This window comes from Phaeobacter sp. JH20_26 (assembly GCF_048056275.1).
Lineage (GTDB): Bacteria > Pseudomonadota > Alphaproteobacteria > Rhodobacterales > Rhodobacteraceae > Phaeobacter > Phaeobacter bryozoorum.
The window spans coordinates 1,669,284-1,685,607 of the sequence record NZ_JAYMWL010000013.1 but is presented as its reverse complement, the minus strand read 5'-3'; the positions used below and the strand labels follow the sequence as shown (position 1 = coordinate 1,685,607).

At 63.0% G+C, this 16,324-nt stretch carries 16 protein-coding genes; 7 read left to right on the top strand and 9 right to left on the bottom strand.

Translation table 11 applies throughout. The features are described 5' to 3' along the window. Window positions 1–19: 19 nt before the first annotated feature. Both VWY60_RS13825 and VWY60_RS13820 read left to right on the top strand, forming a co-directional pair. Window positions 20–1,390, top strand: a complete 1,371-nt coding sequence (locus VWY60_RS13825; protein ID WP_416540747.1) for a glutamate--cysteine ligase — start codon at window positions 20–22, stop codon at window positions 1,388–1,390. Between the two features lie 229 nt (window positions 1,391–1,619). Further along, the gene (locus tag VWY60_RS13820; protein WP_340544218.1) at window positions 1,620–1,874 is read left to right on the top strand and encodes a hypothetical protein; all 255 of its coding nucleotides are present in this window, start codon (window positions 1,620–1,622) and stop codon (window positions 1,872–1,874) included. Between the two features lie 103 nt (window positions 1,875–1,977). On the opposite strand, the gene VWY60_RS13815 is transcribed toward VWY60_RS13820, so the two are convergent. From VWY60_RS13815 to VWY60_RS13790, 6 genes are all read right to left on the bottom strand, one after another. Next, complete coding sequence (locus VWY60_RS13815) at window positions 1,978–2,451, bottom strand: YHS domain-containing (seleno)protein (protein WP_416536406.1); 474 nt, start codon at window positions 2,449–2,451, stop codon at window positions 1,978–1,980. A 280-nt stretch (window positions 2,452–2,731) separates the two neighbouring features. Then, on the bottom strand, window positions 2,732–3,337 hold the full coding sequence (gene plsY, locus VWY60_RS13810; RefSeq protein WP_416536407.1) for a glycerol-3-phosphate 1-O-acyltransferase PlsY: 606 nt from the start codon (window positions 3,335–3,337) through the stop codon (window positions 2,732–2,734). After that, on the bottom strand, window positions 3,337–4,647 hold the full coding sequence (pyrC, locus tag VWY60_RS13805) for a dihydroorotase (RefSeq protein WP_416540746.1): 1,311 nt from the start codon (window positions 4,645–4,647) through the stop codon (window positions 3,337–3,339). Before pyrC ends, plsY begins: the two co-directional genes overlap by 1 nt. Beyond that, complete coding sequence (locus VWY60_RS13800) at window positions 4,644–5,051, bottom strand: hypothetical protein (protein ID WP_416536409.1); 408 nt, start codon at window positions 5,049–5,051, stop codon at window positions 4,644–4,646. The genes pyrC and VWY60_RS13800 overlap by 4 nt, the downstream gene beginning before the upstream one ends. Before the next feature lie 4 nt (window positions 5,052–5,055). Then, window positions 5,056–5,613 carry a hypothetical protein gene (locus VWY60_RS13795; RefSeq protein WP_416537164.1) on the bottom strand — a complete coding sequence of 186 codons (558 nt, stop codon included), beginning with the start codon at window positions 5,611–5,613 and terminating at the stop codon, window positions 5,056–5,058. Window positions 5,614–5,616: 3 nt separating this feature from the next. Next, window positions 5,617–6,612, bottom strand: a complete 996-nt coding sequence (locus VWY60_RS13790) for an aspartate carbamoyltransferase catalytic subunit (RefSeq protein WP_340544224.1) — start codon at window positions 6,610–6,612, stop codon at window positions 5,617–5,619. 141 nt (window positions 6,613–6,753) lie between these two features. On the opposite strand from VWY60_RS13790, the gene VWY60_RS13785 reads away from it, so the two are divergent. The 4 genes from VWY60_RS13785 (at window position 6,754) to VWY60_RS13770 (ending at window position 13,141) form a co-directional block, all read left to right on the top strand. Further along, window positions 6,754–7,515 (top strand): uracil-DNA glycosylase, encoded by a 762-nt coding sequence (locus VWY60_RS13785; RefSeq protein ID WP_416537165.1) that lies wholly within the window; start codon window positions 6,754–6,756, stop codon window positions 7,513–7,515. Window positions 7,516–7,591: 76 nt separating this feature from the next. Next, window positions 7,592–8,134, top strand: coding sequence for a molybdenum cofactor biosynthesis protein B (gene moaB / locus VWY60_RS13780; RefSeq protein ID WP_416540745.1), 543 nt, complete (start codon window positions 7,592–7,594; stop codon window positions 8,132–8,134). Between the two features lie 133 nt (window positions 8,135–8,267). Then, window positions 8,268–9,743, top strand: coding sequence for an efflux RND transporter periplasmic adaptor subunit (locus tag VWY60_RS13775; RefSeq protein WP_416540744.1), 1,476 nt, complete (start codon window positions 8,268–8,270; stop codon window positions 9,741–9,743). A gap of 5 nt (window positions 9,744–9,748) precedes the next feature. Next, entirely contained in the window at window positions 9,749–13,141 is a 3,393-nt protein-coding gene (locus VWY60_RS13770; RefSeq protein WP_416540743.1) for an efflux RND transporter permease subunit, read from the top strand. Between the two features lie 64 nt (window positions 13,142–13,205). Here VWY60_RS13770 and VWY60_RS13765 read toward each other — a convergent pair whose 3' ends face one another. After that, window positions 13,206–13,694: an NUDIX hydrolase gene (locus tag VWY60_RS13765; protein ID WP_340544230.1), complete on the bottom strand. Its 489-nt coding sequence runs from the start codon at window positions 13,692–13,694 to the stop codon at window positions 13,206–13,208. Window positions 13,695–13,725: 31 nt separating this feature from the next. Further along, window positions 13,726–14,595, bottom strand: a complete 870-nt coding sequence (locus VWY60_RS13760) for a protein-disulfide reductase DsbD domain-containing protein (protein WP_340544231.1) — start codon at window positions 14,593–14,595, stop codon at window positions 13,726–13,728. A gap of 185 nt (window positions 14,596–14,780) precedes the next feature. Here VWY60_RS13760 and VWY60_RS13755 point away from each other — a divergent pair, with 185 nt between their 5' ends. Further along, on the top strand, window positions 14,781–15,338 hold the full coding sequence (locus tag VWY60_RS13755; RefSeq protein WP_416540742.1) for a YqgE/AlgH family protein: 558 nt from the start codon (window positions 14,781–14,783) through the stop codon (window positions 15,336–15,338). A gap of 30 nt (window positions 15,339–15,368) precedes the next feature. Here VWY60_RS13755 and VWY60_RS13750 read toward each other — a convergent pair whose 3' ends face one another. Continuing rightward, window positions 15,369–16,316 (bottom strand): L-threonylcarbamoyladenylate synthase, encoded by a 948-nt coding sequence (locus VWY60_RS13750; RefSeq protein WP_416540741.1) that lies wholly within the window; start codon window positions 16,314–16,316, stop codon window positions 15,369–15,371. Window positions 16,317–16,324: the final 8 nt, after the last annotated feature.

Genomic DNA, 16,324 nt, shown 5'->3' with positions numbered 1-16,324 from the left:
ACCTTACGGAGAGCCCCAGATGTCTATTCCTCAATCCGGCGGTGGGCCGATCGAACGTCACGAGCAGCTTGCGGAATATCTTGCCTCCGGCTGCAAGCCCCGTGACCAGTGGCGGATCGGTACGGAGCACGAGAAATTCGGCTACTGCAAGGACTCCCTGAAACCGCTGCCATTTGAGGGCACCCGCTCCATCGTTGCCGTGCTTGAGGGCTTGCGCGACCGCCATGGCTGGTCCGAGGTGCGCGAAGGGGGGCATCTGATCGGTCTGGAAAAGGATGGCGCCAATGTTTCGCTGGAACCCGGTGGTGCCTTGGAACTCTCTGGTGCGCCATTGGAGACCATCCACGAGACCTGCGACGAGGTGAACACCCACCTGCGCGAGGTGAAGGATATCGCCGACGAGATCGGCGTCGGGTTCATCGGTCTGGGCGCGGCTCCGATCTGGACCCATGAAGAAATGCCGCTGATGCCCAAGGGTCGCTACAAGCTGATGGACGCCTATATGGGCAAGGTCGGCACCATGGGGCGGACCATGATGCGGAGGACCTGTACCGTGCAGGTCAATCTCGACTTCGGATCGGAGGCCGACATGGTGCAGAAAATGCGGGTGGCCATCGCGCTGCAACCCGTTGCCACTGCGCTGTTCGCCAATTCTCCCTTCCTTGAGGGAAAACCGAACAACCACAAATCCTGGCGCTCGCGGGTCTGGCGCGATCTGGATGCAGATCGGACCGGCATGGTGCCTTTCGTGTTCGAAGAGGGCTTCGGCTTTGAACGTTGGGTGCAATATGCCCTCGATGTGCCGATGTACTTTGTCTACCGCGACGGCCAGTACATTGACGCGCTGGGCATGTCGTTCCGCGATTTTCTCAACGGGGAACTGCCCGCACTGCCGGGTGAAACCCCGACCCTCAGCGACTGGGCCGATCACCTGACGACGGCTTTCCCTGAGGCACGTATCAAGAAATACATGGAGATGCGGGGCGCCGACGGTGGCCCGTGGCGTCGCCTCTGTGCCCTGCCGGCCTTCTGGGTGGGGATGATGTACGATCAATCCAGCCTTGATGCCGCCTGGGATCTGGCCAAGGGCTGGGACGCGGAAACCCGTGAAACCCTGCGTGTCGCCGCTTCGGAGCAGGGGCTGCAGGCACAGGTGGGCAATATCAAGATGCACGATCTGGCGCGCGAAGTGGTGGCGATTTCCGAGGCGGGTCTCAAATCCCGCGGTCGCGCGGGCGCCGGTGGGCTGGTGCCGGATGAAACGCATTTCCTCAACGCGCTGAAGGACAGTATTGAAACCGGCAAGGTCCCGGCGGATGAGCTGCTCGACCGCTACAATGGCGACTGGAACGGCGATCTGAGCCGGATCTACGCGGAATACAGCTACTGAGGAACGCTCAAGATCGCCTCAGACCAATCTCAGGGGGTGCCTATCGGGGCGCCCCTTTTTTCATATGGCGGCCGGTTGATACCTGCTCGCTATGACTGGGTGTCGCAGGGGCGTTCACCGGTGGGTTCACTGGCGCTATCCAGCTGGTTTTCCCCCTAAATGACACCTTGCCCACTCATTTACTGGTCCCTAGAAGAGCGCGCATTCTATAGCTCTGAAAGGTGTTGAAATGGGCAATTTCTTTATCTCCGCATTTGAAAAACTTGTAGGCGTATTCATGGTTTTGTTGCTGATCGCCGTCGCAGGGGGTGCTGTGCTTGCCGCCCTGCAGCCCGGTGGCGGCGGTATCCTCGCAGCCCTCGGCGTGCTGGTGGTCGGCGGTCTCTACGTCGTACTGATTGGTGGCTCGCTGTATCTGGCGGTGGGGATCTACAACAACACCAAGCGGACGGCTGATGCGATCGAACGACTGGCTTCAAAGTAACTATTGTCGGCTGGGGCGATGCTCCCAGCATTGCGGTAATACAAATGGGCGGCAGGATACCTGCCGCCCATTATTCATGATCTAGCGTCGCGCGCTGGGAAGGTTACTGCAGAAGCTCGGCCGGTTCAGCGTCGGCGATTTCTTTCCAGTTCACATCAGCTTTTTCAATGAAGCCGGGAATGTCCTTGCTCCAGCGTTCCTGAATGTCCTTCGACAGGTTCAGGTAAAGCACATTGTCGACGATTTTCCACTCGTTCGGGTCGCCGTCGAATTTGAAGCCCATCGCGGCCCCAAAGGCGCAGTAGCCACCATAGGCCGGGACATAGGCCTCGGGGCTGGCTTCAAACAGTGCTTTGTTTTCCTCGGTGGCAAACCAGTAGGTGGCGTCATCGAATGTCGCGGTTACCTTGTAGGATCCTTTGGTCGGCTCTCCGGCGTTGAAATATGCGACCGGGTCGTAGCCCTGCATTGCCAGACCGGTGGAGGAGGCGTTGACATCCACGCCGGCTGCCAGTGCCGAGGTTGCCAGTGTCACGGAAAGGGCGATCCCGCCCAGAAGGGATTTTACGGTGTTCATCGGTGTGAACCTTTCGATTTGTCGGATGCCGTGGCACCCGGAGTTGGAATGATAAAAGGCGTGCGTCATCAAAATGTCGGCGTTCGAAATTGGACCGTCCTGGTCACGACACCGATATGAGGGCTCTACCGATCACGTTCAAAACAACTCCTTTTGTATGTGTGTTGATGCACAATCACTCTGCACCGGAGCGCTGGCACATTCGCGTGATGAAAAAAGCCCTCATCCGATGTGGATGAGGGCTTTTCTTTGAAAACAAGTGCTTATCTGGCGATGGCCGCTATTTCTGGCCGATCCTCGGTTCGGTGCCCATGCGCAGCCGGGCGATGTTTTCCTTGTGCCGCCAGAGGATGATCAGCGCCAGAAGCGCGGCCAGTGCCGTGATCATCGGGACACCCAGCAGCAGGCACCACAGCGGTGCGGCCACGGCTGAGACCAGAGCGCCCATCGAGGAAATCTTGCTCAGATAGGCTGCCGCCAGCCAGGTGAGACAGCAGGCGATGCCCACCGGCCAGGCCAATGCCAGCATCAGGCCGAGGAAGGTCGCGACGCCTTTGCCGCCTTTGAACTTCAGCCAGATCGGGAAGCAGTGACCCAGAAACGCGGTGAGACCGGCCAGCTGCGCTGCATCCTCACCGGCCAGAACACGGGCCAGCAGGACCGCCGCCGCGCCCTTACCGCCGTCCAGCAGCAGCGTCAGCGCTGCGGCCTTTTTCGATCCGGTGCGCAGCACATTGGTGGTGCCGATATTGCCGGATCCAATGGCGCGAAGATTGCCTAGGCCCATGATCCGGGTCAGCAACAGGCCAAAGGGGATGGACCCCAGACCATAACCGATCACGGCCCAAAGCAGCAGAAATGGGGCGGCAGTCTCAATTGGCGGCATCAGTCTCTCCGATAGACCGGTTCGCCGGCCACATAAGTTGCCAGCACCCTACCTTGCATGCGCTGCCCGTCAAAGGGGGTGTTCTGCGATTTCGAGTGCAGCGAAAAACGGTCCATTACAAAGGGCTGGTCGGCGTCAAACAGCACCAGATCAGCCGGTGCGCCTTCGGCCAGGCGACCGCAGTCGAGCCCCAGTCGTTTGGCCGGGTTGAGGGCCATCGCCCGAAACAGCGTTGGCAGGTCCAGCTGTTCGGCATGATAAAGCCGCAAGGCCGCGGGCAGCAGTGTTTCCAGTGCGACAGCCCCGGCGGCGGCTTCCTCAAACGGCAGGCGCTTGCTTTCTTCATCCTGCGGTGTGTGCATCGAGGAGATCGTGTCGATCAGCCCCTCGCGCAGCGCGTCGATCAATGCCAGCCTGTCCTCCTCGGATCGCAGCGGCGGTTTGACCTTGAAGAAGGTGCGGTAGTCGGCAACGTCCAGCTCGTTCAGGGTCAGGTGGTGGATCGAGGTTCCGGCAGTGATGTCCAGCCCGTTGGCTTTGGCCCGCTGAAGGGCGGGCAGGGCGCGCGCGGTGGTGATCTGATCTGCGTGATACCGCGCTCCGGTCATTTCCAGCAGGGCGATATCGCGATCCAGTCCCATCCGCTCGGCCATCGGGGTGACGGCGGGCAGCCCACGCAGCGTGGCGAATTTACCCGAGGTTGCGGCGGCCCCTTTGCTCAATCCCGGCTCCTGGGGGTGGGCGATGACCAGCGCGCCGCAGCTGCGCGCATAAGACAGGGCGCGGGAGAACACCTTGGTGTCGGCGACGACATGATCGCAATCGGAAAAGGCAACCGCACCTGCATCCATGAGAAAGCCGATCTCGGTCATTTCTCGGCCCTCGCGCCCCTTGGTCAGGGCGGCCATTGGCAGCACGTTCACCGGTGCATCGGCCTGCGCGCGGCGGGTCACGAATTCCAGTGTCTCGGGGCTGTCGATGGCAGGCGTCGTATCCGGCCGCGTCACCATGGTGGTAACCCCCCCTGCCGCTGCTGCAAGGCCTGCGGATTTATAGCTTTCCTTGTGACGTTCCCCGGGTTCGCAGACCTTGACCCCGATGTCGACGATACCCGGCGCAAGACATTTTCCGTGGCAGTCAATAAGGGTCGCATCCTCTGCCCCAATGTTTCGCGTGCGAAACAATTGGTCAGGGTCGGTGCCATTCTTTTCAACCGCTGCAATGCGCCCCGAGTGTACCAGAACCGCACCTAGGCTGTCGGTGCCGACTTCGGGGTCGATCAGTCGGGCGTTGGTGAACAAGAGGGTCATGCGCGTGGACTTTCCGGGTGGTCAGAGAGGGCGGTTTCGATGGCGGTGCGGGTCGCAGCCGGGTCGGGCTGGTATTTGATCAGGTATTTGTGGCCGTCGCGGGTGACGATCTGCACAGTGCTGCCGAGCTGGTTCACCTGGGCAATATTGGCCAGCGGAATCTGTTGGTGATCCGGGCCGATCACCGATGTGTCGCCAAGGGCCCAGACCCGGGTCAGCTCATCCGACATCAGATAGCCACCACGCAGGCCGATCGCGGCGAGCCCGCCAATGGCGCCAGTCCAGACATATGGGTTCCCCATCACCCAGAGAATGCCCATCGCGCCAACCATGGCGATGACCGCGAGCCAGGCGTGGCTGCGCCAGTAGGCCATGCGGTCCGGGGAAAAGCGGGTCTCGGCCATGATGTCAGCTCGCCAGCAACAGCACGACGAGGAGGATCAGTGCCATCACGATGGCAAAGATGGTCGCGCCGATGCGTCGGGCGCGTGAGCGTGCCGCGCGCGGGGAGGGGCGTGGAGCCGAATAGGGTTTGGCGCTGTCAGGGGTTTCGTCGGGATTGCTCGGCAGGCTGGCCCAATCCGCACCAAGTTCGCTGTAATCGCCGATATGGCGGATCTGATGCGCCGGGATCAGGCGGGTTTCCTCGCCCCGAAATGCGCGCGACCGCAGCAGCAGCACATAGCCGTCGATTGCCATCAGCCTCTGGGCATCGGCTTGCAGCTGCTCGGCGGGAATGCCGCAGCCGTCGCGCAGGTAACCGATCAGCCCCAGATCCTCCAGATCGCTTACCGGAAAGATTTCGACGTGATCGAGGTCGACATACTCAATCCCCAGAACCTGTGCCAATGCGCCGGGCTCTCGCAGGAAACGGGCCTGTTCCGACCGCATGTCGAGATCAAAGACATGGATCATCCGCTGCTCGCCTGCGGGGATGGTCAGGGGCTGCGTTACCGGCTCGGTCATTGATCAGACCACGCCCGGTTGCGCCATGGCAGTCTGACGGCTGGCGCGCAGATTGCGGGCCAGAAGATCCATCACCGCCATGCGAACGGCGACACCCATTTCGACCTGCTCCTGAATGACCGAACGATTGATATCGTCCGCCAGCGTACCGTCGATTTCAACGCCCCGGTTCATCGGGCCGGGGTGCATAACGATGGCGTCGGGTTTGGCCAGCGCCAGCTTCTCGGCATCCAGCCCGTAGCGGTGGTAATACTCGCGTTCTGAGGGGATAAAGCCACCGTCCATCCGCTCCCTTTGCAGGCGCAGCATCATGACCACATCCACGTCTTTCAGCCCTTCGCGCATGTCGTCGTAGATTTCGGCACCGAACTCTGCGAAATGGTCGGGCACCAGGGTTGGCGGGCCGATCAGCCGGATGCGGTTTTCCATCTTGCCCAGAAGGATCAGATTGGAGCGGGCTACCCGGGAATGCGCGACATCGCCACAGATCGCAATGTTCAGACGGTGCAGGCGCCCTTTTGCACGGCGGATGGTCAGCGCATCCAGCAGCGCCTGTGTAGGGTGCTCATGCCGCCCGTCACCTGCGTTGAGCACGGCGCAGTTCACCTTTTGCGCCAGAAGATCCACGGCACCTGAGTGCGGGTGGCGCACCACCAGCAGATCGGGGTGCATCGCGTTCAGTGTCATCGCGGTGTCGATCAGGGTCTCGCCCTTTTTGATCGAGCTGGCCTGCATCGCCATGTTCATGACATCTGCCCCCAGCCGTTTGCCTGCGATTTCAAAACTGGCCTGAGTGCGGGTGGAGTTCTCAAAGAACATGTTGACCTGGGTCAGCCCGGACAGCGCATCGGCGTGTTTGTCAGGGCGTCGGTTCAGCTCGGCATAGCTGTCGGCCAGATCCAGGATGGCGGTAATTTCATGCGGCTTCAGCGGCTCAATACCCAGAAGATGCCGTTGGTTGAAGGACATCGGATCAATCGACGTGGGGGCATTGGGCATGGGCTGGCTCCGTGCTGTTTGGCGCTCTTATAGCAGGGCTGTGGCGTCCGGCAAGACAGCCGGGGCGTGTTCTGGGCCGGGGTGAAGGCTGCGGTGAAGTCAGGTGTTTTGCTTGGCTCCCGAGCAGAGTAGCTTGGGGCCATGGAATCGGCATTGGATTATCACAGCGCGCGGGCGCTCTTGGCGTGGCAGATTGAACTGGGGGCGACCGATGCAATCGGCGATGCGCCGGTTAATCGCTATGAGCTGCAGGCGCGGCTGCCCAAGGCGGCTGCGACGGCTGCGGATGCCGCGCCGATCAAACCTCTCGAAATCGACCCGGTTGCGGTGGCGCGACAGATGGCAGGGGCGGCTGGTTCGCTGGCGGCGCTGCGCGATGCGCTGGATCAGTTTGAACATTGCGAGCTGAAAAAGGGCGCGCGTAACCTGGTGTTTGCCGATGGCCACCCCGGTGCCCGCGTGATGGTGGTTGGCGAAGCCCCCGGTCGGGATGAGGATATGGCCGGAAAGCCTTTTGTGGGCCGCGCCGGGCAGCTGCTGGACCGGATGCTGGCAGCCATTGGCCTGTCGCGTGAGGACAGCGTTTATATTGCCAATGTGTTACCGTGGCGACCGCCGCAGAACCGGGATCCGCTGCCTGCGGAAATCGCCATGATGACTCCGTTTCTGGAGCGCCACATTGCCCTTGTGCAGCCGGATATCCTGATTGCCATGGGCAATATCAGCTGTGATGCCCTGCTCGGAAAACGCGGTATCACCCGGATGCGTGGCACTTGGCATGAGGCGCAGGGCAAACCGGTGATGCCGATGTTTCACCCGGCCTATCTGCTGCGTCAACCGGTGCAGAAACGCGCCGCCTGGGCGGACCTGCTCGAGGTGAAGATGCGGCTGACCGCCGGGTGATACGCAACCACTAACGGGGCGGGCCGGAAACGGGCGCGACCCAAGGCAGCTGATATTTCAGATGGGGGCCGGAAACATGGCACAACTCGACGACAGCAAGGATTTTATTCCCGTCCGCATTGCAGTGCTGACGGTCTCGGACAGCCGGTCGCTGGCGGAGGATCGTTCCGGTCAGGTTCTTGTCGATCGGCTGGAGGCGGCGGGGCATGTGCTGGCCGATCGCAAGATCCTGCCGGACGAGCAGGCCGAGATCGCAGGCCAGCTGCGTGACTGGATCGCCGACCCAGAGGTCGATGTGGTGATATCGACCGGCGGCACCGGGCTGACCGGCCGCGATGTCACGGTCGAGGCACACCGGGATGTCTATGAAAAGGAAATCGATGCCTTTGGCACGGTTTTCACCATCATTTCCATGCAGAAGATCGGCACATCAGCGGTGCAATCAAGGGCCACTGGCGGCGTCTCTGGCGGCACCTATCTCTTTGCGCTGCCCGGAAGCCCGGGCGCCTGCAAGGATGCCTGGGATGAAATTCTGGTGAAGCAGCTGGATTACCGGCATCGTCCCTGCAATTTTGTGGAAATCATGCCGCGGCTTGACGAACATTTGCGTCGCAAGTGAGACGGAATTGATCCGTGACTGCGTGTAACCTCGTATAGTTTGTACAAACTGGTATTCTTGCGGCTTAAGGTGTTCATTTTGAACGCTGCGGTGGTGGTGTGGCCGGTTCGTTTAGCCGATTGAAGGATAAAGAATGCACTTTTTGCGGCAAACGGTGATTGGGGTCTTTCTTGCGGCGCTGACAGCGGCGCTGCTGCTTCTGGCGGTGCAGATGGTGGTGTCTGCCATTCAGACCCGTATGGCGGACGAACGTGGCGCGCCGCCGGATCGTGAACGGGTGTTTGCGGTGAATGTCGAGCGGGCTGAGCTGGGTACGGTGCAGCCGCGGCTGACCGCCTTTGGCCGGATCGAGAGCCGCCGCAGGCTGGAGCTGCGTACGGCGGCTGCCGGCCGGGTGGTCGAGCTGGCGCCGGGTTTCGAGGATGGCGGTGACGTGAAGGCCGGGGCGCTTCTGGTGCAGATCGACCCGGCAGATGCGCAGGCCGCCCTGCGACGCGCAGAGGCGGACATGCTGGACGCAGAGGCCGAGACCCGAGAGGCCCGGCGCGGGCTGGCGCTGGCGCAGGATGAACTGGCCGCTGCCGAGGATCAGGCAGAGCTGCGCACGCGGGCGCTGGAGCGGCAGCGCAACCTGGAAACGCGGGGCGTCGGATCGGCGGCAACGGTTGAGGTGGTGGAACTGGCGGCGGCACAGGCCCGGCAGGCGGTGATTTCTCGCAGGCAGGCGGTGTCGCTGGCCGAGGCCCGCATTGATCAGAGCGTCACGCGACTGGCCCGGGCCGAGATCGCACTGGAGGATGCCCGCCGCAACCTGGCCGACACCACGATCACCGCCGCGTTTGACGGGACGCTGCAATCGGTGAACCTGGTGGAAGGGCGGTTGGTTTCGGCCAATGAAAAGCTGGCCGATCTGGTGGATCCGGCGCAGCTGGATGTGGCGTTCCGGGTGTCGACGGTTCAATACGCCCGTCTGCTGGATGCCGATGGGCAGCTGCTTGCGGCCCCGGTTGAGGTCACGCTGGATGCCACCGGCGCCGCATTGAAGGCAAGGGGTGTCGCGGTGCGGGTCAGCGGTGATGCAGGCGAAGGGCTGGCAGGGCGGTTGATCTACGCGCGGCTTGATCCGGCACTTGGCTTCAAGCCCGGCGATTTTGTCACCGTTCACGTGCAGGAACCGGAGCTGGCAGAGGTGGCGCGGCTGCCGGCCTCGGCGCTGGGGGCGGATGGGACGGTTCTGGTGCTGGGGGAGGACGACCGCCTTGAGGCGCTTCCTGTAACGCTGGTGCGTCGCCAGGGTGATGACGTGCTGCTGCGCGGCGCAGGTCTGGAAGGCCGCGACGTCGTCACCGGGCGCACGCCGCTGCTGGGGGCGGGGATCAAGGTGCGCCCGCTCCGTCAGGGGGCGGAGGCCAGCGGCGCAGGGGATAGCGCCGCCGCGGAGGCGGATCTGGTTGAGCTGACCGAGGATCGTCGAGCCAAGCTCGTCGCCATGGTCGAAGGCAACAGCAGGATGCCGCAGGCGGTGAAGGCGCGGATGCTGGAACAGCTGGCTGCGGCCAAGGTGCCCGCTGGGCTGATCAACCGGATCGAAACGCGGATGGGAGGGTAGCGACGATGCTGCGCAATCTCCCCCGATCGGCTGGCGGTGTTCTGAGTTATTTCACTCGCCACCGGACCTTGTCGAACCTGCTGCTGGTCCTGCTCCTGGTGCTGGGTGCGGCGGCGATCCCCAATATGCGGGCGCAGTTCTTTCCCGATGTGATCGTGGACCAGGTGTCGGTGGGAATCGAATGGGAGGGGGCTGGCCCGGAAGATATCGACAACGCGATCGTGCAGGCGCTGGAACCGGCGCTGCTGGCGGTTGATGGGGTCGAGAGTTCAAGCGCGACGTCGCGCGAAGGCTGGGCCAGCATCTCCTTGGAATTCGAACCCGGCTGGGACATGGCGCGGGCTGCCGATGACGTGCAAACCGCCGTCGACGGCGTCACCACCCTGCCGGAGGAGGCAGAGGAGCCCAGCGTGCTTCGCGGGGCCTGGCGTGACAGGGTCACGGATGTGGTGATCACAGGCCCGATCGCGCCGCGCCAGCTGGGGCTGTTTGCGGATGAGCTGATCGCGCGCCTGTTCGAGGTCGGGGTGACGCGAACCACGATCCGTGGCATCGCCGCACCGCAGACCATGGTCGAAGTGCCCTCGGCCAGTCTGATTGCTCATGATATCGCGATGACGGATATCGCCGCCGCAATCGCCGCAGAGGTTGATGCCAATCCCGCGGGCGATGTGAGTGGCGCAAATGCCCGGATCCGCACCGGCAGCGAAAAGCGCAGCCCGGAGGAATTGGCAGGCATCGTGCTGCGTACCAACCCCGATGGGTCCGCGCTGACCGTGGGAGATGTCGCCACAATCCGTGTGGAGGGTGTGGATCGCAATCGTTCTTATTTCGTCGGCGACGATCCGGCGATGTCGATCCGGGTGGACCGATCGGATCAGGGCGATGCGATTAAGATTCAGCATCAGGTCGAAGGGGTGGTTGAGGCTTTGCAGGCCAGCCTGCCGGATGGTGTCAGCGCCAGTCTGATCCGAACCCGGGCCGAGGCGATCACCGGTCGTCTGGATATCCTGCTGGACAACGGGCTGATGGGTCTGGGTCTGGTGTTGGCATTGCTGTTCCTGTTTCTGAACGCACGCATTGCCTTCTGGGTCGCGGCAGGGATCCCGGCGGCGATGTTTGCCGCAGTGGCCTTCATGTATATGGCTGGTCTGACGATCAATATGATCAGCCTGTTTGGCCTGATCATCACGCTGGGCATTGTGGTGGATGATGCGATCGTGGTGGGTGAACATGCCGATTTCCGTGCGCGGCGTCTGGGCGAGCATCCGGTTGCGGCGGCAGAGAACGCCGCGCGCCGCATGGCCATGCCGGTTTTCGCGGCCACATTGACCACGGTGATCGCATTTTTCGGATTGGTGTCGATTGGCGGGCGGTTCGGCGAGCTGATCCGCGATATCCCCCTGACGGTGATTGCCGTGCTTGCGGGGTCACTGATCGAGTGTTTCCTGATCCTGCCCAATCACCTGGCCCATGCCCTGGCCCATAGCGCCAAGGAACATTGGTATGATCTGCCGAGCCGGGTGGTCAATCGCGGGTTTCGCAGGCTGCGCGATGGTCTGTTCCGACCGCTGATGGCGCTGGTCGTACGCGGACGCTACGTAGTGCTCGCGGGTGCTTTGGTGATCCTGGCCAGTCAACTGGCGCTGTTCATCGGCGGCGATGTCAAATGGCGGTTCTTCAATGCGCCGGAGCGTGGCTCGGTCACCGGTAATTTCGCGATGGCCGAAGGTGCGACGCGGGCCGATACGCTGGCGATGATGCGCGAGATGCAGCGTGCGGTGGATGAGCTGGGTGCGGAGTATGAGGACCGCTATGGCCGCAACCCCATCGAATTTGTTATGGCTGAGATCGGCGGCAACGCCGGGCGCGGTCTGGCCGGTGTCGATGCCAAGGATAGTGATCTTCTGGGCGGGATTTCGATTGAGCTGATTGATGCGGATCTGCGGCCCTATTCCAGCTTTGCCTTTGTTGCGGAGATCCAGGAGAGGGTGCGCCGTCATCCGATGACGGAGACGCTGTCTTTCCGTGGCTGGCGGTCCGGCCCGGGTGGGGATGCGCTGAATGTGCAGTTCAGCGGTGCGGCGGTCGAGGTTCTGAAAGCCGCATCGGAGGATCTGAAGACGGCACTGCTGCGCTATCCTGAGGTCTCCGCTGTTGAGGACAATCTTGCCTATGACAAGGAAGAGCTGGTGCTGGAGCTGACGCCGCAGGGGCGCGCGCTGGCGTTCACGGTTGAGACGCTTGGCCGGGCGCTGCGTGCGCGGCTCAATGGGATCGAGGCGGCAACCTACCCGGAGGGCCCGCGTAGTGCCACGATCCGGGTGGAACTGCCGAAGGACGAGCTGACGGCCGATTTCCTGGAGCGCACGCTGATGCGTAGCCCGGCGGGTGTCTATCTGCCGCTTGCGGATATCGTCTCTGTCAGCCAGCGCACCGGTTTTTCGACAGTGCGGCGGGAAAACGGGGTACGCGTGATCAGTGTCACGGGCGATATCTCCGAGGACGATCCGGCCAGAGCTCAGGCCATAGCAACCGCGCTGGAAGAGGAAATCCTGCCGAGCATCGCCAGCGAACGGCAGGTCGATTGGCAGCTCGCCGGGTTGAGCGAACAGGAGAACGAGTTCCTGAATGACGCGCGAACCGGACTGATACTCTGCCTAACCGGTATCTATCTGGTGCTTTCGTGGATATTCGCCAGCTGGACGCGGCCCTTGGTGGTAATGGCGATTATTCCCTTTGGTCTGGTTGGCACGATCTGGGGCCACTACCTGTGGGACGTGCCGCTGTCGATGTTCACGGTGGTGGGGCTGTTGGGAATGACCGGCATCATTATCAACGATTCGATCGTGTTGGTGACCACGATCGATGAATATGCGCAGGAACGTGGCTTGATACCGTCGATCATTGACGGGGCCGCTGACCGGCTGCGGCCGGTGATGCTGACGACGCTGACAACGGTGCTGGGGCTGGCGCCCTTGATGTACGAGGGTTCGCAGCAGGCGCAGTTTCTGAAGCCGACCGTGATTACGCTGGTCTATGGTCTTGGTTTCGGGATGTTCCTGGTGCTGCTGGTGGTACCGGCGCTGATCGCGGTTCAGGCCGATGTGGCGCGCCCCTTTGCGGCGCTGCGGCGCGGGCTGACATCGCGGGCGGGCGAACTGCGCTGGCTGACGCTGGGGCTGGGAGCGGCGCAGCTGCTGTGGCTCGCGGTAACACTTGGCTATGCGATGGCGGTTGGGCTACTGCATCCGCTGCTGCGAACGTTTGTGCCGGTGCTGGCGGCGATGGATCCGGTGCGGGCAGCCACGCTGCTGTTCATCGTTGGTGCTGCGCTTCTGAGCCTGTTTGGCTACCTCTGCGCCCGCGCGGTGGGCGCACGCCGCGCCAGGGTCTGAGCGCGCAACAGTTCTGAGCGTCGACCCGGGCTTTATGGATGCAGTGTGAGCGGGAGTCCCAAGGCTAACCCGTCATCCGGCGGCGCTGTTGCTGGGCGAGGGCGGCGACCTCCGCCACCTGGTCAATCAGCATCCTGTCAGGAGACTGGTCGAAGCCAGTGGTCAGATCGGAGACCTGCACCCATTGTGCCTGCAGGGCGTCATCATTGGGGGCGGGCTGGCCTGAGACGTAGTCGCAGAGCACGGCGACGAGAAGATATTGCCGCTGCACCTCACCTGCGTCATCCCTCAGCATAACGTCGATATGGGTCAGCACTTCGCGGGGGCTGGCGATGACGCCGGTTTCTTCCAGCAGTTCGCGGGCGGCAGCCTGCATCGCGGTCTCGCCGAGTTCGACATGGCCGCCGGGAAAGCCCCACCAACCTGCATTTGGCGGCGATCTGCGCTGGATGAGGATCACCTGATCACCATCCTGCCGGGGATGGCAGACCACGGCCAACGCCCCTAGGACCGGGCGGCGAGGGGCTTCGTCGGAGGCGGGATTGGCGGGCATGGCTGGATCCGGTCGGGCAGATGATCCCTTGTTAGTGCCGGGTGCAGCCCTGAATGTCTACCGCCCGGTTCTGCCCAAGTACGGTGATACGCATCTGCGAGCGATCCACAGCGAAGGGACCGCCATCGGCGGAGATGATTTCGGTTTTCGCCGTCAGCTTGTGGCCCTGTCGGCTGGTCGTCGTTTCGGTTGTGACCAGCGAGGGGACGCCGGGTTCGACAACCACGACCTCCTCACCGCCTGCGCTGGGCATGGTGATCCGGGCAACCAGCTCCATCCCATAGCGGCTGGGGGACAGCGCACAGGTCGCGGCCTGCACCCCTGCCTCCTTTGCGGACCAGGGACGGTCAGCCAGTGCTGCGACAATTGCCGGGTTGCGCGGGCTGTCCGGTTTCAGCGCCTGATCGAAACGCAGTTCCGAGGGTATGCAGACATCCTTGCAGATGCCGAGCTCCATGCGGCCCTTCAGCCGCAGCGGCTGCCCGGGTTTGGCCGGGGTGATCTCGACCGGAAGCACCAGCTGATCATGATAGCCGATGGTGCGAAATCCTGAGGTGAGGAACACTTCGGGCGTGGGCCAGCGGATTGCGACGGCCCCGACATTGCGCGAGCCTTGCCAGCTGAAGCGGGGCGGAATGCCGGCATCGCCGGGCGCGCGCCAGTAGGTTTTCCAGCCTTCGGAAAGCGTCAGCCGCAACGCTCCCATATGGGTGCCGCGTCGCGTGGTGCCGCCGTCCAGCACCTCGATACGGACAATATCGGACATCTGCTCGGCGGGGGCCGTGGCAGGCAGGGCCAGAAACGACAGCGCCAGCGGTGCGCAGAGGCATTTCGCCAAGGTCTTGGCCGTCGTGGTGCGGGCCGTCAGGGGCGTCGCAAGCGCCGAGAGAAGGGAGAACATAACCATGCCCATTTACATGCGCATTCCAGTAAGAAAAGCCAAGTCACGTTCCGGTCAACGGCGTTGAGCATTGGCTAAGGCGCGGGTTGGTCTTGAACCTCTGCCTGCGGGTGGCCATTGTGACAGGGCAGGCAGGTTGCCCGGTCATGGGTGGCGGCGATTTGAAAAAAGGACGACAGATTCATATGGATCTTACCGGCGAACTGCTGATTGCGATGCCCGGCATCGGTGACCCGAGGTTCGAGCATTCGCTGATCTTGCTATGCTCGCATGAGGACGATGGTGCGATGGGCTTGATCGTGAATAAACCGGCCACCGGCGTTGATTTGTCCAACCTGTTGGAACAGCTGGATATTACTCCGCGCAGTGCAGAAGAGGCCGCGCTACCGGTGCGGTTTGGCGGGCCGGTCGAGACGCAGCGCGGCTTTGTCCTGCATTCACCGGAGTACAAATCCAACGTCAGTTCGTTGCGGGTTTCCGAGGCGTTTTCGATGACCGCGACCGTTGACGTGCTCGAAGACATCGCGATGGGGCGGGGACCTGAGCAGGTGATGGTCATGCTCGGCTATGCCGGCTGGGGGCCGGGGCAGCTTGAGACCGAGATTGCCAATAATGGCTGGCTGACCGCAACAGCAACGCCGGAGGTGGTGTTCGAGCTGGACGATTTCGCCAAATGGGAGGCGGCGCTGCGCTCCCTCGGCGTCGATCCGCTGACTCTGTCCACCAGCGCCGGTCACGCGTGACCGGCGGCTTACGATGCCCTGAGCAGGCTGCTAGCGTGGCGCGGCGGCGCGGCGCAGCCGGTCGTTGATGGCGACACCCAGCCCGATTTCCGGGATTGGGGCGACAGCGATAGGGCGGGCGTTGGCGTCAAGCTGGTGGAGATGTCCAAACAGCTGCGCCGCAGCCTCGCGCAGATCGCCGCTGGCCGAGAGGTTGAGATCACAGTCCATTTTGCCAAATCCGAGATAGAGTTCGCCCTCTGCTGGGTTTGTGACATTCAGCCTGACGCTGGCGCGCGGGGCGTAGTGCGACAGCAGCTGCCCCGGAGCGGTCAGTGGATCGCCGACATCGCGCTGCTGCAGCGGGTGTCCCAGAACGGCCTCGATTTCCTCGGCGGCCAGCCCGCCGGGACGCAGCAGCAATGGCGTGCCGGTTGCAAGGCCGACAATGGTGGATTCCACGCCGACGCCGCAGGGACCGTCATCGACCACGGCCGCGATGCGGCCGTCCAGTCCGGCGATGACATGGGCGGCGGTTGTCGGGCTGATCCGGCCCGATGGGTTTGCGGAGGGGGCCGCCACCGGGCCATCCAGAACCGACAAAAGCGCCCGGGCCGCAGGATGGGCCGGGATACGGACGCCGAGGGTGGTCAGCCCGGCGGTGACCAGAGGCGAGATACCGTGGTCCTCACGCAGCGGCAGGACCAGCGTCAGCGGGCCCGGCCAGAAGGCCTCGGCGAGTTTGCTGGCGGTGTCGGACCAGACCACATAGCGCTGGGCGGTCTCCACCGCGTGGACGTGGGCAATCAGCGGGTTGAAACTGGGGCGGCCCTTGGCGGCATAGAGGGCCTCAACCGCGTCGGTCTGGCGCGCATCAGCCCCGAGCCCGTAGACGGTTTCGGTTGGAAATGCGACCAGCCGGCCCTCTTTTAACAGGTCCGCAGCTGTGCTGATCTCCTGTGGTTGCGCGGTCAGGAGGCGGGTTGTGGGGCTGGACATGGCTGGTG

Bases quoted from the DNA above. Each gene is read 5' to 3' on its own strand.
- VWY60_RS13825 (WP_416540747.1), top strand. From the start codon at position 20: ATGTCTATTCCTCAATCCGGCGGTGGGCCGATCGAACGTCACGAGCAG.
- VWY60_RS13820 (WP_340544218.1), top strand. From the start codon at position 1,620: ATGGGCAATTTCTTTATCTCCGCATTTGAAAAACTTGTAGGCGTATTC.
- VWY60_RS13815 (WP_416536406.1), bottom strand. From the start codon at position 2,451: ATGAACACCGTAAAATCCCTTCTGGGCGGGATCGCCCTTTCCGTGACA.
- plsY (WP_416536407.1), bottom strand. From the start codon at position 3,337: ATGCCGCCAATTGAGACTGCCGCCCCATTTCTGCTGCTTTGGGCCGTG.
- pyrC (WP_416540746.1), bottom strand. From the start codon at position 4,647: ATGACCCTCTTGTTCACCAACGCCCGACTGATCGACCCCGAAGTCGGC.
- VWY60_RS13800 (WP_416536409.1), bottom strand. From the start codon at position 5,051: ATGGCCGAGACCCGCTTTTCCCCGGACCGCATGGCCTACTGGCGCAGC.
- VWY60_RS13795 (WP_416537164.1), bottom strand. From the start codon at position 5,613: ATGACCGAGCCGGTAACGCAGCCCCTGACCATCCCCGCAGGCGAGCAG.
- VWY60_RS13790 (WP_340544224.1), bottom strand. From the start codon at position 6,612: ATGCCCAATGCCCCCACGTCGATTGATCCGATGTCCTTCAACCAACGG.
- VWY60_RS13785 (WP_416537165.1), top strand. From the start codon at position 6,754: ATGGAATCGGCATTGGATTATCACAGCGCGCGGGCGCTCTTGGCGTGG.
- moaB (WP_416540745.1), top strand. From the start codon at position 7,592: ATGGCACAACTCGACGACAGCAAGGATTTTATTCCCGTCCGCATTGCA.
- VWY60_RS13775 (WP_416540744.1), top strand. From the start codon at position 8,268: ATGCACTTTTTGCGGCAAACGGTGATTGGGGTCTTTCTTGCGGCGCTG.
- VWY60_RS13770 (WP_416540743.1), top strand. From the start codon at position 9,749: ATGCTGCGCAATCTCCCCCGATCGGCTGGCGGTGTTCTGAGTTATTTC.
- VWY60_RS13765 (WP_340544230.1), bottom strand. From the start codon at position 13,694: ATGCCCGCCAATCCCGCCTCCGACGAAGCCCCTCGCCGCCCGGTCCTA.
- VWY60_RS13760 (WP_340544231.1), bottom strand. From the start codon at position 14,595: ATGTTCTCCCTTCTCTCGGCGCTTGCGACGCCCCTGACGGCCCGCACC.
- VWY60_RS13755 (WP_416540742.1), top strand. From the start codon at position 14,781: ATGGATCTTACCGGCGAACTGCTGATTGCGATGCCCGGCATCGGTGAC.
- VWY60_RS13750 (WP_416540741.1), bottom strand. From the start codon at position 16,316: ATGTCCAGCCCCACAACCCGCCTCCTGACCGCGCAACCACAGGAGATC.